Below are 20,983 nucleotides of genomic sequence, written 5' to 3'. Positions count from 1 at the left end.
GGCCTGGACGGCGTGTCGGGGATCGTCCGATGATCGGGGCCGAATTCTTGGAAAGTTCCGTGCTGACGCGTCTCGGGAAATTCGACATCCTCCGCCTGCTGGCTCAGGGAAGCATGGGCGACGTCTACGTGGGCCGCGATCCCATCATCGGCCGGGAGGTGGCCATCAAGGTCATCCAGGCCTCGGCGGCCGCGGGGCCCGAGGCGCGCGAGCGATTCGCCCGGGAGGCCCGGGCCGCCGGGACGCTGAACCACCCGAACATCGTCACCATCCATGAGATGGGGGAGGAGCAGGGGGTGCTCTACCTCGCCATGGAGCTGGTGAAGGGCGAAGACCTGGCAACGCTCATCCGGGCGGGCACCCTCTCGCCGCGGGACACCCTCAAGGTGCTGGCCCAGGTCTGCGACGGGCTGGCGGTGGCCCACCAGCACCAGGTGCTGCACCGGGACATCAAGCCGTCCAACATCCGGGTGGTGTGGGACGGGAAGGCCCTCCAGGCCAAGGTCCTGGATTTCGGGGTGGCCAAGATCTTCAACACCGACACCACGGATGAGGGCATCGTCTTCGGCACCGTGACCTACATGGCGCCGGAGTACCTCCAGGGGGGTCGTCCGGATGCCCGCAGCGACCTGTTCGCCGTGGGGGTGGTCCTCTACGAGACGCTGACGGGCATTCCCCCCTTCGACGGGCCCAATCCCGGCGCCGTGATCTACCGCCTGCTGCACGAGCCTCCGCCCCCGCTGCTGCCCACGGCCTTCCACGGCATCAGCCACGACGTCCAGAGCCTCCTGGGCAGCGCCTTGGCCAAGGATCCGGCGCACCGGTTCCAGAGCGCCGAAGCCCTGGCGGCGGCCCTGAGGGCTGCCAAGGATCCGAACTGGCGCTGGAACCCGGAATACCTCCACGCCGGTCCCCTGCTGCCCCGAGTGGCCTCGGCCCCGTTCCCAGCGGCTCCCGCGCCTCGGCCCGCGAGAGCCCAGGAGGCCACGGCGCCGAGGGAACTCCCCGCCTCCGCCGCCTCACCCGGGCGCTCCCGGGACACGCCCCCCGCCAGGCTCCCGTCCCCCGCTTCGGGGCCCCGACGGGTCGCCAAGGTCGGTGGGGTCGCGCCGGTTCCGGACCCCGAGGAGGAGGTTCCGCTCGAAAAGCGTCCCGCGGGCCAGGCGGAAGTCCGGAAGGACGTCCTGGAAACCACACGGCGCCAGCTGCTCCAGGCCCTCGCCATCGATCCGGGCAATGCGAAGGCCCACGCCATGCTGCTGGTCACGCTCTACCGCCTGGGCTGGCGGGAAGCCATGATGCAGAGCCTGCGCCACGCCCGGGACGGCGGCATCCCGGCCGCGCTCCTGAAGGCGGTCCCCCGCTGCGCCCAGCTCGTGGATGAGGAGGCCGCCGCCTGCCACCTCCCCCTGGAGCTACACCAGGAGTTCATGGCCTACCTGGGGGATTAGCGCTCCCAGCGTTCTTGACGTTCCTAGCGCTCCTGACGTCCCTAGCGCTCCTGGATCTCCAGGATCCGCCAGTCGTCGCCGGCCTTCCGCCAGCGCAGGCCGAAGGAGCGGCGCGTGGCGTCCCGGGGCAGGAGGCCGCCTTGGCGGCACGTGATGAGGAGGTCCACCTCCTGGAAGGCCTCGTTCCCCCGCACGGTGAGGTCGTTGCGCAGCACGGTCACGCCCACCTTGTCCTGCCTCAGGAGGCCCAGGAGGAACAGCCGGGCGCCACCCTTGTCCATGCCTTCGGGACCACGGAAGGCCGCGTCCAGGGGGCCCACGGCGGCCGCCGCGTCCCCGTCCTCCACGGCGGCGCGGCAGGATTCGAAGGCCTTCCGGATCCGGTCCTCGGGCTTGTCGGATCGACAAGCCAGGAGGATCGCCAGCATAGAAACCAAAGCGATGCTTTTCCTCATGGACGCTCACCTTCACACTGGTGGACCAGGAAGGATGGTCCCATGAATCCCCAAGGCCGTTTCGACACCCGCTGCATCCACGCCGGCCAGAGCCCGGATCCCACCAGCGGCGCCATCATGACGCCGGTCTTCTTCACCAGCACCTACGTGCAGGAGGGCCTGGGCCAGAACAAGGGCTTCGACTATGCCCGCGTGCGCAACCCCACCCGCGACGCCCTGGAGGCGAATCTGGCGGCCCTCGAGGGCGGCGCCCACGGCATGGCCTTCGGCTCGGGCATGGCGGCGGTGCAGGCCATCTTCGAGCAGCTCTCCAGCGGCGACCACGTGGTGCTGGGCGACAACGTCTACGGCGGCACCTTCCGCCTGCTGGACAAGGTGATGACCCGCTTCGGCCTCACCTACACCCAGGTGGACACCGGCGACCTGGCGGCCTTCAAGGCGGCGCTGCGTCCCAACACGAAGCTCGTGATGCTGGAGACGCCCACCAACCCCATGCTGGGCCTCACGGACATCCCCGGCGTGCGCCGCGTGATGACGGAAGCCGGTTGCACGGCCGTGCTGGCCGTGGACAACACCTTCGCCACGCCCTACAACCAGCGCCCCTTGGAGCTGGGGGCCGACCTGGTCTTCCACTCCACCACCAAGTACTTGAACGGCCACAGCGACTCCATCGGCGGCGTCGCCATCACCAGCCGCGACGACATCGCCGAGGGCCTGCGCTTCCACCAGAAGGCCGCCGGCGGCATCCTCTCGCCCATGGAATCCTGGCTCATCCTGCGAGGCACCAAGACGCTGCACCTGCGCATGGAGCGCCACAACCAGAGCGCCCTCCAGATCGCCCGCTGGCTGGAGACCCGCAAGGACCTGAAGGCCGTCTACTACCCCGGCCTGGAATCCCACCCCCAGCACGCCCTCGCCAAGCAGCAGATGAAGGGCTTCTCGGGCATCGTCAGCTTCGACACCGGCGATGCCGAGCGCACCCGGCGCATGGCCTCCAGCTTCAAGGTGTTCTCCCTGGCCGAGAGCCTGGGCGGCGTGGAGAGCCTCGTCTGCCACCCGGCCAGCATGACCCACGGCAGCGTGCCCGAGGCGGACCGCCAGCGCCTCGGCATCAACGACAACCTCCTGCGCCTCAGCGTGGGCGTGGAGGACATCCAGGACCTCATCGAGGACCTGGAGCAGGTGCTGAAGGTCTGAATCGCGCCGACCCATCGGGGCGGCTGATTCACCGCGGTTAGCGGTTCTTCTTTTTGGGGGCCTAACCGAGTCCGTGGGCCTGGTAGAGCTCCGGGTAGCTGCGGGTCTCGGCGCGGTCGGGGGCGAGGCCCAGGCCCTCCATGGCGGCGCGGATGGCCTGGGGATCGCCCTCCAGCTCCAGGTAGCAGCCGAAGGGGGTCTCGTCGAGGCAGGCCTCCAGTTCCTCCCGCTCCCAGACGGCTCGCACCTTTTCCATGCGCAGCACGGGCGCGAAGCCCAGGGCGCGGAGGATGGCCTCTAGGGAGGCTCCGTCGTCGATGCCCGCCTCGTGCTCGGGGCGGATCTTGAGCATGGGGTCCGGCACCTTGGGGCCCTTCCAGGTCAGCCGGAAGGCCCCGGCGAAGCGTCGTGTCCGCAACGCCGAGCCCGCGGCCCGCAGCTCGCCATCCCGGTCCCAGAGCACGCTCACCTCCGCCTGGGCGGGAACGACCTCGCGGAAGCCCAGGGCCTCCAGCAGGGCGCGGTAGGGCCTCGTGGCCGGGATGCGCAGCTTGAGCTCGGTCTCCACGGCGGGTTTGTGCTTCATCGCGGCGCGCCTCCGATCAGGCATGATGGTGCTGTCTCTGCGGTCCCATCGTGATCCCACAACGGTACATCATCGCCACCCTCTTCATCGCCGCCATGCTGCTGCTCTTCGCGGTGGTGCAGGCGCCGCGTCCGGTGACCTCGGGCGGTGTGACGGTCACAGATGCACCGGCCGTCATGAGCCTCGGCGGCAGCGAGACCCTCGCCGAGCTCAGGCTGCAGGATGGCTGGGCGCCGCGCTTCCAGGGGGCCCTCGACCCAGACCAGTCCGAGCCCTGGCCCTTCGAAGGCGGCTTCGGCACGCCCTGGGAGCCGGCCTCGCCCTACCTGGGCGACCAGGGCCTGGCCCTGAACGGTCCCCAGGGACGGAGCGAGGTCGTCCTCTGGCGCGGTCTGGAATGGCGCCGGTACCGGTTCGACGCCCCCCTTGCCTCCGCCCGGCTGGATCCGGCCAAGGGCAACCGCCTGCTGGTCACCCTCCAGATGGGGGACGGTCGCTACGAGACGCGGCTGCTGGAGGTGCCCGAGGGCCGGGTGATCTGGTCCACGGAGTCGGGACCCTGGAGCCGGTTCAGCTGGGACGGAAAGGCCGTGCTGCTGGGCTTCTTCGAAAAGGCGGACCCCCGGGCGGAATCCCGCCTGCTGGTCGGCGTCCTGCCCCTGGAGACCGATCTGGGGGAATCCACCCTCGCCGCCTGGGACGAGGCGGGTCTTCCCGCTCCACCCCGGGGTCTGGCCACGAAGCCGGAAGCCCTGTCGGACGATGGTCGGGACCTGCCCGGGGCCCGCATCGAGCTGCCCTGGCACGCAGGGGACCGGCTCTGGTTCCCGCGGGCGGACCGCCTCTGGTACGGAGGCGTCCAGGGATGGGCCGCCTGGGTTCTGAAGGAGGGCCGGTGGCGCCGCGCCGCCGCGGGTCCGGGGCTGCTCACCGCCCATCCTCCCCAGCGCATGGCCTTGACCTCGCCCCTCGCCGACGAGGGGATGACCCGCCGCACGAGCCCGGTGACCGGGGTGGACTGGGCCCCGATGCCTGAGGGAGCGCTGCCCTGGCCTGCCTGGGACGCGGCCTGGGCCTGGCGGGACAACGGCGCCTTCGATGCCTGGGACCAGCGGTGGAACGAGAGCGCCCTGCCGCCGGAGCGCCAGCGCCAGGCGCTGAGCGAGGCCTTCCGCCCGGATTGGCGCGCCGCGCTGAACCTGCGCGTCTCCGTCAAGGGCTGGCTGCCCGGGGGCCCCGAGGTCGCCCTGCGCGAGCCCCTGGGCGTCGCCTGGATCTGGGTGGGGGACCGGGTCCTGCTGGTCCGCCTGGTGGAAGTGGAACGGGTACGGGTCTTGAAGAAGCTGTTGCGCTAGCGTCAGATTCCAGACACGCCTCCGGCCCATTCGCTTGCGTTGGAAGTGCAGATTTCTGGTAGCGTTGTGCCCAGCCACTCTTTCTTCCTCCCGGCCTCCCGAGGTAACCAGATGCCCCGCCTCCTCCTCGTGGACGACAATCCCAGCATCCACCGCATCGCCGAATCCCTGCTGGCTCCCACGGATGTGGAAGTGGTCTGTGTCGACTCCGCCGCCGAGGCCCTGGACCGCATCGCCCGGGGCGAACGGTTCGACGTGGCCCTGGTGGATACCGCCATGCCCGGCATGGACGGGTGGGCGCTGCTGGCCCGCATGAGGGAGCTGGAGGCCACCGCCCGCCTTCCCATCGCCATGATGGCCGGCGTGCTGGACCCCGTGGATCCGGCGAAGCTGGCCCAGGCCCCCATCCAGGGCTTCCTGAAGAAGCCCATCGAGCTCCGTGAGCTGGCGGATCGCGTGAAGGCCCTGCTGGCGACCCCGGTGGCGTCCGCTGCGCCTCCTGCTGCCGCACCTGTTGCCGTCGCGGTCTCCCCGACGCCGGAACCCGCGAAGACGGCCGAATTCGCCCGGCCGGTCTTTCCATCGGACCTCCCGCCTCCGGTGCTGGAGGCCGACTTCCCAGTTCTGGACACCAGCCTGCCAATCCTTGACGCCGGCTCCGCACCTCCCCAGATCACCCTCGCCGACACGGCCGAGGATGACCTGCTGGTCCTGACGGCCGAGGACCTCTGGCCCGAGGATGTGGCGACCGAGGTGGCCCCCGTGCCCGCCCCCGAACTGGTTTCCGAGCCAATCCCTGCACCGGTCGCCGCATTGGCCCCCGAGCCCACGGCTGTGGCCCAGGTCCACCTCGACCTGGAAGAACTGGACCTGGACAGCCTTCACGGCCTGGCCACCGAGTCGCTTCCCCCCCTACCGGCCGTCATCCCCGCGGTGGCCGAGTCCCTGCCGGCCTCTCCGGTGCTTCCCTCGATGCCGGTGCCAGTGCCCGAGCCTGCCCCGGCGGAGGCCCTGGTCGAGGAAAGCCTGCCCGCCTTCTCGGGCATCGAGGCCCTCGACGACCTGGGAGGCACCCTCGAGCTGCCGCCTCTGCCCGAGCCGCCCGCGGCCGAGCGGCCTTCCGTCCTGCCCGCGGCGGGCGTCGCCTTCGCCGGCCTGGCGGCCGCCGGGGCCGCCAGTCTGCTGGGGCGGTCGCAGGAGACGCACCAGGCCACCCACCAGGCCGCGCCGGAACCCCCGGCAGCCCCGGTCCTGGAGCCTCCCCATCCTCCCGCCCCGGTCATCGGAATTCCACCGGTGGTCCCCTCCACCCCGCCTGTCGCGCCTGTCCTGGCCGTCCCGGTGGAGGCGGCCACTGCCGCGTCTGGGCAGGCGCCTGCCGCACCCGGGCAGGCAGTCCTCACCCCCGGCCAGGTCCAGGCGCTTCTGGCCGATCCCGCGCTGATGGACGCCCTGGTGAAGGCCCTGGTGGCCCGCATGGGCGATCAGGTGATCCGCGAGATTGCCTGGGAGGTCATGCCGGAACTGGCTGGAAGATTGCAGAGGTAGGTTCATGGTCCGCCCTGCCCCTTCGTCTTCCGGGTTCCTCCCATGATCACCGGCTACAACACCGATGTCCGTCATGGGAACCGCGTCTACCACGTGCAGACCGAAGACAAGGGCATGTCGAACCCCAAGATCGAGACCCTCATCTACGTGGGCGGCGAGATCCTGGACAACTACCGGTCTTCCTACGAGGACCTGGTCTCGACCCCGCCCGTGTCCGATGTGGCCGTTCAGGAGCGCATGGATGAGCAGCACCGGGCGGTGATCCGGGACATCAAGAACGGCAAGTACGACCAGACGCCGCCGGACCTGCTGGAGAAGCAGGCCTTCAACGAGCGGCCTCTGGACCAGGCCATCCTCGAGTTCCTCCAGCTGGAGGGCGATGTGGACACGCTGGAGCTGGTGCTGGATCAGCCCCTGAAGCCGGCCTTCGGAGCCCCCTTCCGGGTGCGCCTGCAGGCCCGCCTCAGCCAGAGCCAGAGCCCCGTGGCCGATGCCGAGGTCTCGGTGAAGCTGGTGTCCAGCCTCAAGAAGGCCACCAGCCTCCTGAGCGGGCGCACGGCCAGCGATGGCCACTTCGACGGGGAGGTCCAGCTGCCGCCGAGCCAGCCGGGCCAGTGCGCTGTGGTGATCAGCTGCACCTGCGATCAGGGCTTCGACGAGCTGAAGGCGGCCGTGGTCGCGCTGTAGGTTGCGGTCGGGGATCCGGCGAGGGCACGGGGCCGGAGGTCACGGCGCGGTGTGATCCGGATCCCACTGCCGGCGGAGGCGGTGCAGCAGGAGGCGCACCTCCAGCAGCAGGGGGCGGGCCGCGAGAAAGCACAGGAACAGGGCCAAAGGCACCGTGACCTTGAAGCCGATGTGCCGGAACCCGAGGGCCCCCGATACGCCGCCGACGATGAAGGAGACCAGGATCAGCAGGAGCAGCGTGAGCTTCTGGCGGTTGGCGACGATGCGCTCCCGTCCGTGCCGGTGGTGGACGTTCACGTAGGTCAGGCGGCTCAGCTCGATGCCGATGTCCGTGACCGTGCCCGTGAGGTGCGTGGTGCGCACCGCGGCGCCGGAGATGATGGAGGTGACGGTGTTGTGCATGCCCATGATGAAGCAGAGCAGCATGACGGTGCTGGGCAGGGTGAATCGGATCTCCTGCTGGAGGCGGTTGCCCATGAGGCCGAAGACCATCATCAGGAGGGCCTCGAACACGAGGGTCAGTGCGTAGCGGCTGCGCATGCGCCGGCGCTGGCCGAAGCTGATCAGGGTGGTGCAGACGAAGGCCCCCGCCAGGAAGCTCAGCATCATGGCCAGCGCCGCCAGGGCCGTGGCCAGGTCCCCGTCGGCGAGCTCGTCGGCCATGGAGGAGACCACGCCGGTCACGTGGGAGGTGTAGTGGCTCACGGCTAGGAAGCCGCCGGCGTTCACCGCCCCGGCGACGAAGGCCATGGCCCAGGCCAGCTGGCGGTTCAGGGTCTCGGAGCGCAGGGCCCCCTCGCGCACCAGGAGCTTCTCCTGGATGGGCAGGGTGGCGATGGCCGTCTCCACGGCCGACTGCAGCTGCCGGCCGGACAGACGCCCCCTCAGCAGCCGCCGGAGGTAGCGGCCAGCGATCAGCTGGAGGTAGCGGGGAATGCGGCGCATGGCGTGGCGGAGGTCCCAGTCCAGTTAACCATCCGGAAGGCGCGTGGGCCAACCCGGGACCGGAGCGCAGACGGCACGCCGCGCCCCATGGAGAAGTCCGGCCCGTTTCGATTAGGGTGGAAGCATGCGGACGATCCTCCTCCTCCACACGGGTGGCACCCTGGGCATGATGCCCAGCGGGGAACCGGCCTCGCTGGCGCCGGGACGCTTCCTGGACCACCTGCTGGAGCAGGTGCCGGAGCTGGGCCAGATGGCGAAGCTCTCGGTGGAGGTGCCCTTCAACCAGGATTCCTCCTGCCTGGAGCCGGAGCACATCCTCGCGCTGGCCTCCCGCGTGCGCGCCGCGGCCCAGGATGTCGACGGGTTCGTGATCATCCACGGCACGGACACCATGGCTTTCACGGCCTCCTGCCTGGGCTTCCTCCTGGCGGACCTGGGCAAGCCCGTGGTGCTCACGGGCAGTCAGCGCCCGCTGGCCTTCGTGCGCAGCGACGCCCGCAGCAACCTCGTGAATGCCGTGGACCTGGCCTGCCGGGGCATCCCCGAGGTGGGCATCTGCTTCGGCACCCACTGGATCCGGGGCGTGGCCGCGGACAAGCTGAGCGTCCACCAGTTCGAGGCCTTCCAGAGCCCGAACCTGCCGCCCCTGGCGGAGATCGGGGCGGAAATCCGCCTCCATCCCGATGTAGGCCAGTTCGTCCGGCAGGTGCCGGAGGGCGTGGGAGAGCGGCTGGATCTGGCCATCCACACCCTGACGCCCCACCCGGGCATGACCTGGAGCCTGGCCCCCGCGGGCGCCAGGGCGGTCCTGATCCAGGCCTTCGGCGCAGGCAACCTGCCCATGGGTCGGGCGGATCTCCGGGCCATGCTGGAGGACGCGCGGCAGCGACGGCTGCCCGTGGTGGTGATCTCCCAGTGCCCCTACGGCGGCGTGGACCTCTCGGCCTACGAACTGGGACGGCAGATCGAGGCGATGGGGGCCATCTCCGGCGGCCTGCACACCCGGTGGGCGGCCCTGGCCAAGATGGGCCTGGTCCTGGGCGCCGATGGTGGCATCGAGGCGGTGCGGGAGGCCTTCGGGGTGGCCTGGGCCGGGGAGCCCATGCCGGAGGGGGCGTGGTCGCAGGACTGAGCTTCTGGCGTGTTTTGGAGCTAGGTAAACTGATCAATCGCTAGGGACACACCATGCTTGACGCCAACCTCCTGCGCAACGACCTCGACGCCGTGGCGGCCCGCCTGTCCGAGCGCGGCTACTTGCTGGATCGGGCACGCTACCAGGAGCTGGACCAGCGGCGCCGGGCCGCGCTCCAGGAGGCGGAGACCCTCAAGGCCGAGCGCAACCGCGTGAGCGAGGAGGTGGGGCGCCTCAAGCGGGCCAAGGAGAACGCGGACCACCTCATCGCCCAGCAGCGGGAGGTGGGGGACAAGCTCAAGGCCCTGGAGGCGGCCGAACGCGAGATCGAAGCCGCCTTCCGTGACTTCCTGGCCGGCATCCCGAACCCGCCCCACGCCAGCGTGCCCTCGGGACGCGACGAGCATGCGAATGTCGAGGTCAAGCGCTGGGGCCAGGTCCCCTCGATCGCCGCGCCGAAGGATCATGTGGAGCTGGGGGCGGCCCTGGGCATCCTCGACCTGGACCGCGCCGCCAAGCTGAGCGGCGCGCGCTTCGCCGTGCTGAAGGGCCTGGGCGCCCGGCTGGAGCGGGCCCTCATCGCCTTCATGCTCGACCGCCAGACCGCAGCGGGCTACACCGAGGTGATCCCGCCCTACCTGGTGAACGCCGAGAGCATGTACGGCACGGGCCAGCTGCCCAAGTTCGAGCAGGACCTCTTCAAGACCTCGCGCGGCGACGGCGCGCCCCTCTACCTCATCCCTACGGCGGAGGTGCCCGTCACCAACCTCTACCGCGACGAAATCCTGTCCGCGGAAGCGCTGCCCCTGCGGCACTGCGCCTTCACGCCCTGCTTCCGCAGCGAGGCCGGCAGCTACGGCAAGGACACCAAGGGCATCATCCGCCAGCACCAGTTCCACAAGGTGGAGCTGGTCACCTTCGCCGCCGCCGACGAGGCCGAGGCCGAGCTGGAGCGGCTCACGGCCAACGCCGAGGCCATCCTCGAGGCTCTGGGCCTGCCCTACCGCCGCGTGCTGCTCTGCACGGGCGACATGGGCTTCAGTAGCCAGAAGACCTACGACCTGGAAGTCTGGCTGCCGTCCCAGAACACCTACCGCGAGATCAGCTCCTGCAGCTGGTTCGGCGACTTCCAGGCCCGGCGCGCCAACATCCGTGTGAAGGGGAAGGAGGGCAAGCCCGCCTTCGTGAACACCCTCAACGGCAGCGGCCTCGCCGTGGGCCGCACCTGGGTGGCCATCCTCGAGAACTACCAGCAGCCGGACGGCAGCGTTGTGGTGCCCGAGGCCCTGCGGCCCTACCTCGGCGCCGAGGTGATCCGCTGACCCTGCTTTCCGCGGAAGGCCTGAGCCTCCGCCGGAACGGGTGCGGGGACCTGAGGGGCGTGGCCTTCACCTTGGCACGGGGCGAGGCCTGGGGCGTGATGGGCGACAGCGGGGCGGGGAAGAGCACCCTCCTGAACCTGGTGCTGGGTCTGCTCGAACCGACCGAGGGTCACATCTCTCTGGAAGGCGAACCCTGGTCACCGCGGCTGGAGCGGGAGCGCCGGCCGCGCCGGCCGAAGATCCAGGCGGTGTTCCAGGATCCCCTGGCCAGCCTGCCGCCCCATCGCACGGGCTGGGAGATTCTCCAGGAGCCCTTGGAGATCTGGAAGCGGGGCACGGACTCGACGCGCCGCGAGGCCGCGGCCCGCATGGCGGCGCGGGTGAAATTCCCGGAGGCGGCCCTGGATCAGCACCCGCAGGCCTGGTCCGGAGGGCTGGCCCAGCGGCTCTGCCTGGGACGAGCCCTCATGCTGGACCCCGTCCTGCTCGTGCTGGACGAACCCTTTTCGGCTCTGGATGCGACCCTGGCGGGTCACCTGCTGGAAGTGCTGCTGGGACTGAAGGCCGAGGGCCTGGCGCTGCTGTTCGCCAGCCACGATCTGGCCGCCACTCGGAGCCTCTGCGATCACCTGCTGCTGCTGCGTGCCGGTGAGACGCTCTGGCAGGGGTCGATCCGCGATGCGTGGCCCGACCCGGAACCCCCGCCCCTGCGGACCCTCCGGAGGGCGATGCTTCCGCTTCCGGACGCGGAAGGCTAAGGGCCGTTTTCAATCAGAGCAAGCCGCGCGCTTCCATGAGGCTTCTTGACGACCGATAACCCAAGGGTTATGGTTTGCTCCTGCCGGCTACCCACGCCTGACGAGGATTCCCGATGCACGCCGAACCGACAGCCGTCCTGAAAACGTTGGCTGATCCAACCCGGCGCGCCCTTTTCGAGCGCTTGAGCCGGGACGGTGAAATGACGGTGCATGCCCTGACCGATCCCTCCGGCGTCTCCCAGCCGGCCATCTCGAAGCACCTCGGCGCGCTCAAGCACGTCGGCCTGGTGCGGGGTCGGCGGGAGGGTCGCGAGACGTACTACCGGGCCGAACCCAAAGCGCTGGCACCGCTGATCGACTGGATCAGCTTCTATTCGACCTTCTGGCATCACCGGTTCGACCGGTTGGAAGCTCTTTTGAAGAGGATGGATCCATGACGCACACCGGCGATACCAAGACGCTGATCCTGGAAAGGGAGCTGCCGCACGCCCCCGAGAAAGTCTGGCGGGCGCTCACGCAGGCCCCGCTCATTGAAGCCTGGCTGATGGAGAACGACTTCAAGCCCGCCGTGGGCCACCGGTTCAATCTGCGCGCGAACTGGGGCGTGGTCGAGTGCCGTGTCCTGGCGGTCGAGCTGAACCAAGCGTTGTCCTACACGTGGGAAGCCCACGGTCTCGAGACCGTCGTCACGTGGACGCTCACCCCCACGGGCACGGGGACCCACCTGCGCATGGAGCAGTCGGGCTTCCGGTCGGATCAGCAGCAGGCCTACCAGGGCGCCCAGATCGGCTGGCAGGCATTCCTCACCGGCCTCGAGCGTGTGGTGGGAGGCCTGTCTTGAACCAGATCTCCGCCCCTCGCTGGATGCGCTGGATCGGCCGGGTCCTCTCCTTCATTCCGGTCGCGGTGCTGTTGAGCAGCGCCTGGGTCCGGGCCACCCACCACAGCAGCGCCGTGGCTGAAATCGTCACGGCCTATGGCTTTCCCGAATCAGCCATCGTCCCCATCGTCATCGCGGAATGTGTCCTGGTGGTGCTCTACCTTGTCCCGCGAACGTCCGTCCTCGCCGTCATCCTGATGACCGGCTATCTCGGCGGCGCGGTGGCCGCGCATCTGCGGATCGCGGATGCGGCGCGCGCGATGATCCCATTGGCCGTGGCCACGTTCGCCTGGGGCGGCCTGTATGCGCGGAATGCCCGGCTTCGCGAGCTCCTCTCCCTCCGCCGGGCGACGGGAGTCGGATCCATGGAATGACAGGGGTGGAATCATGAAGAAGTCGGAAGCAGGCTCAGGCCGGTCGGCGCCGGAACTCATCTCGCAAAGGATCGCCGAACTCGGGGACTGGCGCGGGGAAACCCTCCGCAGGATCCGCGAGCTCATCCAGGAGGCGGACCCGGATGTCGTCGAGGAGTGGAAGTGGATGGGCACGCCAACCTGGTCGCACGACGGCATCATCTGCACGGGTGAATCCTACAAGAACGCCGTGAAGCTCACCTTCCTCAAGGGGGCGTCCCTGGAGGATCCGGGGCGCCTCTTCAACGCGAGCCTCGACGGGAATGCGCGCCGCGCCATCGACATCCGCGAGGGCGATTCGGTGGACGCGTCCACCTTCAAGGCGCTCGTCCGCGAGGCGGTCGCCTTCAACCGTTCCAGTCAAGCGAAGCCTTCGAAGAAGGCGAGGTGATCGGGGTTACTCCTCCACCGGCACCTGCACGGCGCTGGCGTTCACGTAGATGCCGCCGAAGTGGCCCCAGAAGCTGCTGAGGCCCGGGCGCAGGCGGCCTTCCTGGTCCAGGGACTGGAGCTCGGCGGAGAGGAGCTTCTGGGCCTCGGAGGTCTGGACCTCCTGGATGAGGCTCCGGCGCTTTTCGAAGTCGAGGGCCGGGGCAGGCTCCCGCGAGACGATGCGCGCCGCCCACAGCTTGCCGTCCGGAGCCCAGAGCAGGGGCGTGGTCTGGCCGACGGGCGTGTCCAGCAGGGCCTTGCGGATGCCCGGGTGGGACACCAGGTCGCGCAGGCCGCTGAGGGGGGCCGCGGCCTGGTCGGAGACGGGGCCCACGGCCTGGAGGCCGCCGGTCTTGATGGCCTGCTCGGCCTTGGCCAGGGCCTGCTTGCGGGATTCCTCCAGGCGGTAGGCGGCCAGCACCTTGGCGCGGATCTCCTTGAAGGGCGGCACGGCCTCGGGCAGCTCCTCCTGCACGCGGAAGAGGATGTGGCGATCGGCGAACCGCATGGGCTTGGAGACCTCGCCCACCTTCAGGCGGAAGGCCTCGCCGGCGATCTGGGGCAGTTCCGGCAGGCCTTCGGACTGGGCACCGGGCTCATTGCTGAAGGGCTGGCTGAGCTGGGCCTGGCTGGCGAAGCTCTTGGCCGCGGCTCCGAGGTCGCCCCCGTTGGCGCGCTTGCGGATCTGCTCCAGGCGCTCCTGGGCGCGGGCGTTGAACCGGTCCTCTGAGATCTCGCGGGCCAGCTGGTCCTTGACCTCCTCGAACCGCTTTTCCCGGCGACCCTCCAGCTTGATGAGGTGGACGCCGTAGACGGTCCGCACGGGCTGGCTGATCTCGCCGGGCTTGAGGGCCGCGGCGGCGTCCGAGAAGGGCTTGACCATCTTCGAGGCATTGAACCAGCCCAGGTCGCCACCGTTGCCCTTGGCGCTGGGATCCTCGCTGAGCTCCTCGGCGGCCTTGGCGAAGTCCTGCCCCTTCACGAGGCGTTCCCGCAGCAGCTCGGCCTTGGCCGTGGCCTCCTGGAACTGGGTGTCGCCCTCGGCCTTGAAGAGGATGTGGCGGGCTTTGAACTCGATGAAATCGTTCTTCCGGGCTTCGAAGGCGGCCTTGAGAGTGGTGTCGTCCACCTGGAGGTCCTTGCCCAGGGCGGCGCGATCCACGGCCACGTACTGGATCACGCGGCGGGGGGGCTGGAGGAAGCGCTGACCGCCGGCCTTGTAGAACGCCTCCAGGGGGGCGTCGCCGGGATCGGTCACGGCGGCGGGATCCACGGCCAGGGTGGCCTGCTGGAAGGCGACCTTCTCGTTGCGCAGCCGGTTCTCCACCGCCAGCCAGGCCTCGTCCACGGGCACCTGGACGGCCGCCTGCTGGATGAGCTTGGTGCGCAGCAGCTCGCTGCGCAGGTTCCGCTCCTGGATGGCCGGGTTGAAGCCGGTGTCCTGGAAGATCTGCTTCAGTTCCGCGGTGGACTTCAGGTTGCCGTTGGCGTCCAGGAGGACGGGGTACTGCTTCAGGAAGGCCCGGAGGCGGGCGCCCACCTCTTCATCCGTCACCACCACGTGGTGCCGTTCCGCCAGTTCCTCCATGAGCTTCTGGTTGATGAGGTCCTTCAGGGCCTGGGACTGGACGAAGGGCTTGAGGGCCTCGGGGCTGGCCTGCTTGCCATAGCGCTGGTAGAGCTCCTGCATGTGCTCGGCCAGGTCGCGCAGCAGCACGTCGCGGCCGTAGACCCTCGCCACGACGGTGTCCGGCGTATCCACACGCCCGGAGGGGGCCAGATACGCCACCAGGCCCAGCAGGACCACGATCATGATCGCGGCCATGGGCGTACGGTTGGATTTGAAGACCTGGCGGAAGGAACGCAGCATGCGGGGCTCCGGAGCACGGACCTCCCAGATTACCTCGGGAACGGCAATGGATTACACTGGAATGCTGGAGCGAATGCATGGCCGTCCTGCCCGTACTGACCTGGGGCGATCCCCGATTGAAGAAGAACAGCGAGGATGTGGGGGAATGGACCCCCGAGCTGGAACAGCTCGTGTCCGACATGTTCGAGACGGCCCTCGACGAGGAGGGTGTGGGCCTGGCGGCGCCGCAGATCGGCGTGAACCTGAACCTGGCCGTGATCGACTGCTCCTGCGGCGAGGACCCGGCCCAGAAGCTGGTCCTCATCAACCCTGAGATCGTCCGGACCGAAGGGAGCCAGGTGGGGCCGGAGGGCTGCTTGTCCATTCCCGGCATCCGGGAAGTGCTCGAGCGCCCCCAGAAGGTGGCCATCCGCAACCGGGCCAAGGACGGCAGCTGGCATGAGCTGGAGGGCGAGGATCTGCTGGCCCGGGCCTTCTGCCACGAGATTGACCACCTGCGCGGCCGTCTCTTCGTGGAGTACTTCGGCCCCGTCAAACGCCAGGTCATCCAACGCAAGTACCAGAAGCAGGCCCGGGGATGACACGCATCGCGTTCCTCGGCACCCCCCGCGCGGCCGTCCCGGCCCTGCGGGCCCTGGCCGAGGAGGGGATCGAGGCGGTGTTCTGCAATCCCGACCGGCCCGCGGGCCGAGGGCGCCACCTGGAAGCTCCGCCGGTGAAGGGGGCGGCCCTGGAACTGGGCCTGCCCATCCACCAGCCCCCGACCTGGAAGGCGCCGGAGACCCGCGAGCTGTGGGACTCCCTGAAGATCGACCTCGCCGTGGTGGTGGCCTACGGCCACCTGCTGCCTGGCTGGATGCTGGATTCCTGCCCCAACGGCGTCTGGAACCTGCACTTCTCCCTGCTGCCCCGCTGGCGGGGCGCGGCGCCCGTGAACCACGCCCTCCTGGCGGGGGACGAGGAGACGGGCGTCAGCCTCATGCGCCTCACCCCGGGGCTGGACGAAGGGCCCATCCTGGCCCAGTCCCGCCGCGCCATCGGCCATGGGGACACGGCCGAGAGCCTGCTGGCCACCCTGGCGGAGGACGCGGCCGAGCTGCTCATGGACCAGCTGCCGCTGCTGCTCTGCGGCTGCGGCCGGCCGGTGGAGCAGCGCCACGAGGAAGCCACCTACGCCTCGAAGCTCCGCAAGGACATGGGCCACCTCGACTGGCACCGCCCGGCGGCGGAGCTCCACCGCCAGGTGCGGGCTCTCTGGCCCTGGCCGGGATCCGAGCTGCAGGTGGAGGGCCAGCCCCTCAAGGTCTGCGGCGTGGGAGCCCTGCGCACCTGCTATCGCGACCCGGGCCAGCTCCTCTGGGGCAAGGAGGGCGCCTGGCTCACCACCCCCGAAGGCGCCCTGGAGCTCACCCAGCTCCAGCGACCCGGCAAGCCTGTCCAGCCCGCCCTCCAGGCCCTCCAGCCCTGGGGCGCCAGCGGCAGCCGGGCACTCGGCTGAGAAAAAGAGGGGACAGGCCTAACAGGATGAAAGCTGGCTCAACAGGATTAAAGCTTTTGCTTTTGAATCCTGTTGATCCTGTCTTCGTTTTTCCACTCGGCTACGCCAATCTCGCCGCGACATCGCGGTAATCCGGATCCATCTCGTGGACGGCCTTGAACTCGGCGGCGGCGAGGGCGGCCTGGCCCTGCTGGAGGTAGATCTCGGCCAGGTCGTAGCGGAGGCCGATGCTGTCCTCGGGCGGGAAGCCGGGGGCCTCGACGCCCTGCCGCAGCCAGTCCACGGCGGCCTGGAGATCGCCCCGGCTCTGCTCGCAGATGCTGAGCATGGAGCAGCACTCGAGGGTCCGCTCGGGGTCGCCCATGGCGATCTTGAACTCCTCGATGGCGGGATCGATGAGCATCATCTCCTTGTAGGCGATGCCCAGGTTGTAGTGGGTGTCGTAGTCGTCGCCCTTGACCTGCTTCTCCACGCCCTCGCGGAAGGCGCTGAACAGCTCGTCGACGCTCTGGATCTTCTCCACCACATGGGTGGCGTCGTGCATCTCCTCGCCTTCGCCCGTATCCAGGAGGGCGGTGCCCAGCACATCCGTGAGGTCGAAGAAGGAATTGGCGAAGTCGCCTTCCTCCAGGGCGTTGGCCTTGGGGGCGTGGCCCAGCTTCTGGAGGGCGATGGAGGCCCGCTCCATGCGGGCTTCCAGTTCAGGGTGCCCCGGGAACTGTTTGAGGGCGGCCTGGATCTCGACCTCCGCCTCCTCCGGGCTTCCGTAGTCGAGCTGGAAGTCGATGTCGCCCAGGAGGCCGACCAGCTCATCCGGGAGGGCAGGCTCCACCGGGGGCGCCCAGGGCTCGGCGGCCGAGAGCGGCGGCAGGGCCTCGACGACCTCCGGCGAGAGGATGCCCGTGGGCATGGGGGGGAGTTGCAGTGTGGGGGAGGAGACGGCATCCGATCCGGCACTCAGGTCGGACAGCGTCTCGTCCATCCAGCTCAAGTCGGAGGCGTCGAGCGCAGCAGGCGGAACTGCCGCCGCTGTGGGCGTCGAAGGCAGGGCCGCGGCCGGGAGGACGGGCAGGCCTTCGCCCAGGGGGATGGGCTCCCGTGACGGAGTGCGTGGCTGTTTGGCGGGCGGCGCCGGAGCAAGGTCGGGAAGCTCCAGCTCGATGGGCTGTTCCAGGGAGAGGGAGGGCTCGGGCAGGGGCTCGGGTAGGGGGATGGGTGCAGGTGCCGGCGCGGGAATGGGAGCGGGGATGGGGGCTGGCGCGGCGAGGGGGATGGCCGGTCGCGGCGCAGGCGGGGCCGGCACGGGAATCGGCGGGGGGGCCGGAGGTTCGGGCAGGCGGGCGCCGGGCTCGGGCAGTCCCAGGGTCCGGCGGTGGATGCGGGTCGATCCAGGGAAGAGCTGCTCGGCCATATCCAGCAGCTGGGCGGCCTCGCGCTTCCTGCCGAGCTGGTTGAGGGCCTGGGCGCTCTGCACGTACTGCATCTGCACTTTGGTGAGATGCCCGGTGGTCCGGTGCACGGCGACGATGGCCTCGATGATCGCGAGATCCGATGGATCGAGCTCCAGTGCCTTCTTGTAGCTTTCCACGGCGCGGTCGTGGCTGCCGCCGCGCAGCAGGGCCTCGGCCTCCCGGGAGAATTGCTCGATGCGAAGGCGCCGGACAGGATCCAGCTCCGTGTCCCCCCCGCCCTGAAGGGTGGCCTCCATGATCGCCGGGGCCTGGAAGCCCGCGGGGGAACCGGGCTGGATGGGGGTTGGCGGCGGCGCCGAGGCATCGGGAACCACGCCCAACCCGCGGAGCTGGTTGGCGAGCTGTCCGATCTGAGCCTGGTCATTGGCCTGGTGGGCCAGGCTGTAGGCATTCTGCAGGGCATGGACCTGGTCGGTCCGGTTGCCGCTCTGGTGGGCGATCTCGGCGAGCAGCACCCAGGTCTCGAGGCTCATGGCGCTCTGCATGGCCCCCCGGAGGCTGCGGCCCACGATGTCGCCGGAGCCCCGGCGGGCCAGCTCGCGGGCGATGGGCGCGAACAGCCGGAGGCCTTCGTTGCCGCGGTCGGCATTCACCAGGTTGCGGAGGGCCTTCTCGGCCAGCGGAAGCGACTTTTCCGGGAGCTGGGCGATCTCCCCCAGGGCCTCCAGGGCACGGTCGGGGTGGCCGCTGCGGAGTTCAATCTCGGCCAGGGCCTCCAGCAGCTCCGTGTCGCGCGGGTTGCTGGCCAGGCCCTCCCGCAGGTGCTGGGCGGCGAGGGCATAGTCGCCCTGGATCACCCCCAGCCGGCTCTGGGTGAGGAAGACATGGGGCGTGGAGATCATCGACTTGGCGCGTTCGAGGATCTGGTTGGCCTCCCCGTGCATCTGCTCCATGGCCAGGGACTCGGCCACTTCGAGGTAGATGCCCGCCGCGCGGTCCTTCATGCCCTCCTTGTTGTAGAGGTCGGCCAGCTTGACCTTCATCTTCAGGTTCTTGGGGTCCAGGTCGACGACCTTGTTGAACTCCTCCAGGGCCCGCTTGATGAGGCCCTTCTTCTGGAAGTGCTCGGCCACCTGCAGGTGGACCTTCACCGCATCGGTGACCTTGTTCATCTGGCGGTAGAGGTCCGCCAGGCGCTGGGCCGCGTCGATGTCCTCGGGGGCGTTGCGCACCACCTTCTGGAAGATGGCGGCGGCGCGGGCGTGGAAGCCGTCCCGCTCGTAGGCCCCGCCCAGCCGCTTGTGGATCTCCACGCCCTCCCGGGCCCGGCCGATCTGCACGTAGAGGTCGCCGATCTGGTTCAGGGTCGCGTAGTCCTTGGGGTTGTCCTCGACGAGCTTGTGGAACTCCTCGATGGCCCGATCGACTTTCCCCGCCGTCAAGAGCTTGTCGGCTTCTTTCTTGACTTTGACGCGATCAATGGCCATTCACTTCCTCAAGATGCCTGACGGTTCGGAAAGTGTAGGCGGCGGGGGCCCGCTTGGATAGATCCAGCGATCTAGCTGAAGTTGCGTCCCGTGAAGCTGTGGGGCAGCAGGTCCTCCAGGCGGTGGAGCTCGCGGCCCCGGCGGTTGGCCAGGAGGACCGGCAGGCGCTCGGCGAACTCGGCCAGGGCCTGCCGGCAGGCGCCGCAGGGCGGCGTCAGCATGTCCACGTCCGTCACCACCACGGCGGCCACCAGGCCTCCCGGGCGCAGGCCGGCGGCCACGGCGGCGCTGAGGGCTCCCCGCTCGGCGCAGAGGGTGACGGGATAGGCGGCATTTTCCACATTGCATCCGGCCACGACGTCCCCCGAGGCGGTCAGCAGCGCCGCCCCGACCTGGAAATGGGAGTAGGCGGCGTGGGCATTCGCCCGGGCCTTCCAGGCCGCCTCCAGCAGGGGCGTCCAGGATGGGGATTGGGGATCGTCGAACACCGGCGCCTCCGTCACGTTCAGATTAGCGGAGGTTCCCGGGGGCCGCTGCGTCTCCGGAACCCTCGGCCTTGGCGAGGGCCAGGGCGCGCCAGCAGGGGGTGTGCCCCCGCACCTCCCGGGTTTCCAGGGCGCCTTGGAGCTCCAGGCTGACCTCCCGCTTCTGGAGTCGGGCCTGGAGCACCGCACCGGAGAGGCGCTCCAGCTCCCGTTCGAAGGGCCGGCCCGGGGCCCAGGCGGCGAGGTCGAGCCGCAGGTGCAGGCCCTGGGGCCGCTCCTCGTGGAAGGTGCGCACCCAGAGCTGGCTGCGCTGGGCCGTGCGCTTCCAGTGGACCCGGCCCGGGGGATCCCCGGCCCGCCAGGGCCGCGCCCCCTCCGGGCTGCTGGTCCCCTCCTGGGTGACGGTGCGGTGGCCCTCGCCCCGCCATCCTGCGGGAGGAGCCGGCGGAGTGCGGGGGTGGGGCAGGATGAGCAGATCCTGATCCAGGTCGATGAAGCGGGCCTTCTCCACCAGGCCGAAGGGGAAGCGGGTGCGGAACTCCAGTCGGCGCGCCTTTGTCCAGCCCCGGTGGCCCGCGCGGGCCTGGAGGACCACCAGGATCTCGCCGCCGGAGGTGGTCCGGCCCAGGAAGCCGGGTTCCACCTGGCCGTCCTCCAGGGTGAGGTGGAGCTCCAGGCCCCGGATCCGTCCGCGGCCCTCGTCCCGAACGCGGAGCCGGAGGCCGCCCCGGACGCGGGCGAAGAGGTTGCCCTCCTCGAGGCCTGCGACCGTCAGTCCCTGGAGGGCCCGGCGGCTAACGACGCCGGAGACCAGGAAGAGGCCCAGCATCAGGGAGAACACCAGGTAGAGCAGGTTGTTCCCGGTGTTCACGGAGAAGGCGCCCACGGCCAGCAGGGTCAGCAGGCACTGCGCGCCCAGCCCCGTCAGGGAGAGGCGAAGGCGGCGGTCGCTCCACAGCCTCACGCGGCGCCTCCGCCTAATGCACGCGTCGCGTGCTCCGGCGCACTCCGCTTGCCGAGGCGGAGCCTCCCTGCGCCGCGCCCTTCGGGCTTCGGCTGCGCCAAAGTGG

General features: G+C 69.7%; 21 protein-coding genes. 14 read left to right on the top strand and 7 right to left on the bottom strand.

What is annotated here, in order from left to right; genetic code table 11:
- Positions 1-59: 59 nt before the first annotated feature.
- A complete protein-coding gene (locus tag MLG87_RS10290; RefSeq protein WP_243295092.1) occupies positions 60-1,451 on the top strand; it encodes a serine/threonine-protein kinase in 1,392 nt (463 codons plus the stop codon).
- Between the two features lie 41 nt (positions 1,452-1,492).
- On the opposite strand, the gene MLG87_RS10285 is transcribed toward MLG87_RS10290, so the two are convergent.
- Positions 1,493-1,879 (bottom strand): hypothetical protein, encoded by a 387-nt coding sequence (locus MLG87_RS10285; protein ID WP_243295091.1) that lies wholly within the window; start codon positions 1,877-1,879, stop codon positions 1,493-1,495.
- Positions 1,880-1,948: 69 nt separating this feature from the next.
- Here MLG87_RS10285 and MLG87_RS10280 point away from each other — a divergent pair, with 69 nt between their 5' ends.
- Complete coding sequence (locus tag MLG87_RS10280; protein ID WP_243295090.1) at positions 1,949-3,103, top strand: trans-sulfuration enzyme family protein; 1,155 nt, start codon at positions 1,949-1,951, stop codon at positions 3,101-3,103.
- A 61-nt stretch (positions 3,104-3,164) separates the two neighbouring features.
- Here the strand turns inward: MLG87_RS10280 and MLG87_RS10275 are convergent, their stop codons facing one another.
- A complete protein-coding gene (locus MLG87_RS10275) occupies positions 3,165-3,689 on the bottom strand; it encodes a class IV adenylate cyclase (protein WP_243295089.1) in 525 nt (174 codons plus the stop codon).
- A 50-nt stretch (positions 3,690-3,739) separates the two neighbouring features.
- Between MLG87_RS10275 and MLG87_RS10270 the strand changes: the two genes are divergently transcribed.
- The 3 genes from MLG87_RS10270 to MLG87_RS10260 all read left to right on the top strand — a co-directional run bounded on the left by MLG87_RS10270 (position 3,740) and on the right by MLG87_RS10260 (position 7,279).
- Complete coding sequence (locus MLG87_RS10270; RefSeq protein WP_243295088.1) at positions 3,740-5,044, top strand: hypothetical protein; 1,305 nt, start codon at positions 3,740-3,742, stop codon at positions 5,042-5,044.
- Between the two features lie 111 nt (positions 5,045-5,155).
- Positions 5,156-6,592: a response regulator gene (locus MLG87_RS10265; protein WP_243295087.1), complete on the top strand. Its 1,437-nt coding sequence runs from the start codon at positions 5,156-5,158 to the stop codon at positions 6,590-6,592.
- A gap of 42 nt (positions 6,593-6,634) precedes the next feature.
- Positions 6,635-7,279 (top strand): hypothetical protein, encoded by a 645-nt coding sequence (locus tag MLG87_RS10260; RefSeq protein ID WP_243295086.1) that lies wholly within the window; start codon positions 6,635-6,637, stop codon positions 7,277-7,279.
- Between the two features lie 39 nt (positions 7,280-7,318).
- On the opposite strand, the gene MLG87_RS10255 is transcribed toward MLG87_RS10260, so the two are convergent.
- Positions 7,319-8,224, bottom strand: coding sequence for a YoaK family protein (locus tag MLG87_RS10255; RefSeq protein ID WP_243295085.1), 906 nt, complete (start codon positions 8,222-8,224; stop codon positions 7,319-7,321).
- A 124-nt stretch (positions 8,225-8,348) separates the two neighbouring features.
- On the opposite strand from MLG87_RS10255, the gene MLG87_RS10250 reads away from it, so the two are divergent.
- The 7 genes from MLG87_RS10250 to MLG87_RS10220 all read left to right on the top strand — a co-directional run bounded on the left by MLG87_RS10250 (position 8,349) and on the right by MLG87_RS10220 (position 13,120).
- Entirely contained in the window at positions 8,349-9,356 is a 1,008-nt protein-coding gene (locus MLG87_RS10250) for an asparaginase (protein ID WP_243295084.1), read from the top strand.
- Positions 9,357-9,409: 53 nt separating this feature from the next.
- A complete protein-coding gene (gene serS / locus MLG87_RS10245) occupies positions 9,410-10,678 on the top strand; it encodes a serine--tRNA ligase (protein WP_243295083.1) in 1,269 nt (422 codons plus the stop codon).
- Between the two features lie 59 nt (positions 10,679-10,737).
- Positions 10,738-11,436: an ATP-binding cassette domain-containing protein gene (locus MLG87_RS10240; RefSeq protein ID WP_243295082.1), complete on the top strand. Its 699-nt coding sequence runs from the start codon at positions 10,738-10,740 to the stop codon at positions 11,434-11,436.
- A gap of 113 nt (positions 11,437-11,549) precedes the next feature.
- Positions 11,550-11,873, top strand: a complete 324-nt coding sequence (locus MLG87_RS10235; protein WP_243295081.1) for an ArsR/SmtB family transcription factor — start codon at positions 11,550-11,552, stop codon at positions 11,871-11,873.
- Positions 11,870-12,277, top strand: a complete 408-nt coding sequence (locus tag MLG87_RS10230) for an SRPBCC family protein (protein ID WP_243295080.1) — start codon at positions 11,870-11,872, stop codon at positions 12,275-12,277. Before MLG87_RS10235 ends, MLG87_RS10230 begins: the two co-directional genes overlap by 4 nt.
- The gene (locus MLG87_RS10225) at positions 12,274-12,690 is read left to right on the top strand and encodes a DoxX family protein (RefSeq protein WP_243295079.1); all 417 of its coding nucleotides are present in this window, start codon (positions 12,274-12,276) and stop codon (positions 12,688-12,690) included. The genes MLG87_RS10230 and MLG87_RS10225 overlap by 4 nt, the downstream gene beginning before the upstream one ends.
- A gap of 13 nt (positions 12,691-12,703) precedes the next feature.
- Entirely contained in the window at positions 12,704-13,120 is a 417-nt protein-coding gene (locus tag MLG87_RS10220; protein ID WP_243295078.1) for a DUF1801 domain-containing protein, read from the top strand.
- A gap of 6 nt (positions 13,121-13,126) precedes the next feature.
- Here MLG87_RS10220 and MLG87_RS10215 read toward each other — a convergent pair whose 3' ends face one another.
- Positions 13,127-15,031 (bottom strand): peptidylprolyl isomerase, encoded by a 1,905-nt coding sequence (locus MLG87_RS10215; RefSeq protein WP_243295077.1) that lies wholly within the window; start codon positions 15,029-15,031, stop codon positions 13,127-13,129.
- 77 nt (positions 15,032-15,108) lie between these two features.
- On the opposite strand from MLG87_RS10215, the gene def reads away from it, so the two are divergent.
- Positions 15,109-15,612, top strand: coding sequence for a peptide deformylase (gene def / locus MLG87_RS10210; RefSeq protein WP_243295076.1), 504 nt, complete (start codon positions 15,109-15,111; stop codon positions 15,610-15,612).
- Entirely contained in the window at positions 15,609-16,529 is a 921-nt protein-coding gene (gene fmt, locus MLG87_RS10205; RefSeq protein ID WP_243295075.1) for a methionyl-tRNA formyltransferase, read from the top strand. Before def ends, fmt begins: the two co-directional genes overlap by 4 nt.
- 100 nt (positions 16,530-16,629) lie before the next feature.
- Here fmt and MLG87_RS16155 read toward each other — a convergent pair whose 3' ends face one another.
- From MLG87_RS16155 to MLG87_RS10190, 3 genes are all read right to left on the bottom strand, one after another.
- On the bottom strand, positions 16,630-19,428 hold the full coding sequence (locus MLG87_RS16155) for a tetratricopeptide repeat protein (protein ID WP_279341231.1): 2,799 nt from the start codon (positions 19,426-19,428) through the stop codon (positions 16,630-16,632).
- A 71-nt stretch (positions 19,429-19,499) separates the two neighbouring features.
- Positions 19,500-19,916, bottom strand: coding sequence for a cytidine deaminase (gene cdd, locus MLG87_RS10195; RefSeq protein ID WP_243295074.1), 417 nt, complete (start codon positions 19,914-19,916; stop codon positions 19,500-19,502).
- Between the two features lie 22 nt (positions 19,917-19,938).
- Positions 19,939-20,877, bottom strand: coding sequence for a DUF58 domain-containing protein (locus MLG87_RS10190; protein WP_243295073.1), 939 nt, complete (start codon positions 20,875-20,877; stop codon positions 19,939-19,941).
- Between the last annotated feature and the right edge of the window lie 106 nt (positions 20,878-20,983).

This window comes from Geothrix mesophila (assembly GCF_022808835.1).
Classification (GTDB): Bacteria; Acidobacteriota; Holophagae; order Holophagales; family Holophagaceae; genus Geothrix; species Geothrix paludis.
This window is presented reverse-complemented; position numbering and strand designations above follow the sequence as displayed.

What these genes read in the sequence shown, in the direction of transcription:
- MLG87_RS10285 (WP_243295091.1), bottom strand. Translation starts at nt 1,879, where the DNA reads ATGCTGGCGATCCTCCTGGCTTGTCGATCCGACAAGCCCGAGGACCGG.
- MLG87_RS10280 (WP_243295090.1), top strand. Translation starts at nt 1,949, where the DNA reads ATGAATCCCCAAGGCCGTTTCGACACCCGCTGCATCCACGCCGGCCAG.
- MLG87_RS10275 (WP_243295089.1), bottom strand. Translation starts at nt 3,689, where the DNA reads ATGAAGCACAAACCCGCCGTGGAGACCGAGCTCAAGCTGCGCATCCCG.
- MLG87_RS10265 (WP_243295087.1), top strand. Translation starts at nt 5,156, where the DNA reads ATGCCCCGCCTCCTCCTCGTGGACGACAATCCCAGCATCCACCGCATC.
- MLG87_RS10260 (WP_243295086.1), top strand. Translation starts at nt 6,635, where the DNA reads ATGATCACCGGCTACAACACCGATGTCCGTCATGGGAACCGCGTCTAC.
- MLG87_RS10255 (WP_243295085.1), bottom strand. Translation starts at nt 8,224, where the DNA reads ATGCGCCGCATTCCCCGCTACCTCCAGCTGATCGCTGGCCGCTACCTC.
- MLG87_RS10250 (WP_243295084.1), top strand. Translation starts at nt 8,349, where the DNA reads ATGCGGACGATCCTCCTCCTCCACACGGGTGGCACCCTGGGCATGATG.
- serS (WP_243295083.1), top strand. Translation starts at nt 9,410, where the DNA reads ATGCTTGACGCCAACCTCCTGCGCAACGACCTCGACGCCGTGGCGGCC.
- MLG87_RS10235 (WP_243295081.1), top strand. Translation starts at nt 11,550, where the DNA reads ATGCACGCCGAACCGACAGCCGTCCTGAAAACGTTGGCTGATCCAACC.
- MLG87_RS10230 (WP_243295080.1), top strand. Translation starts at nt 11,870, where the DNA reads ATGACGCACACCGGCGATACCAAGACGCTGATCCTGGAAAGGGAGCTG.
- MLG87_RS10220 (WP_243295078.1), top strand. Translation starts at nt 12,704, where the DNA reads ATGAAGAAGTCGGAAGCAGGCTCAGGCCGGTCGGCGCCGGAACTCATC.
- MLG87_RS10215 (WP_243295077.1), bottom strand. Translation starts at nt 15,031, where the DNA reads ATGCTGCGTTCCTTCCGCCAGGTCTTCAAATCCAACCGTACGCCCATG.
- def (WP_243295076.1), top strand. Translation starts at nt 15,109, where the DNA reads ATGGCCGTCCTGCCCGTACTGACCTGGGGCGATCCCCGATTGAAGAAG.
- fmt (WP_243295075.1), top strand. Translation starts at nt 15,609, where the DNA reads ATGACACGCATCGCGTTCCTCGGCACCCCCCGCGCGGCCGTCCCGGCC.
- MLG87_RS16155 (WP_279341231.1), bottom strand. Translation starts at nt 19,428, where the DNA reads ATGGCCATTGATCGCGTCAAAGTCAAGAAAGAAGCCGACAAGCTCTTG.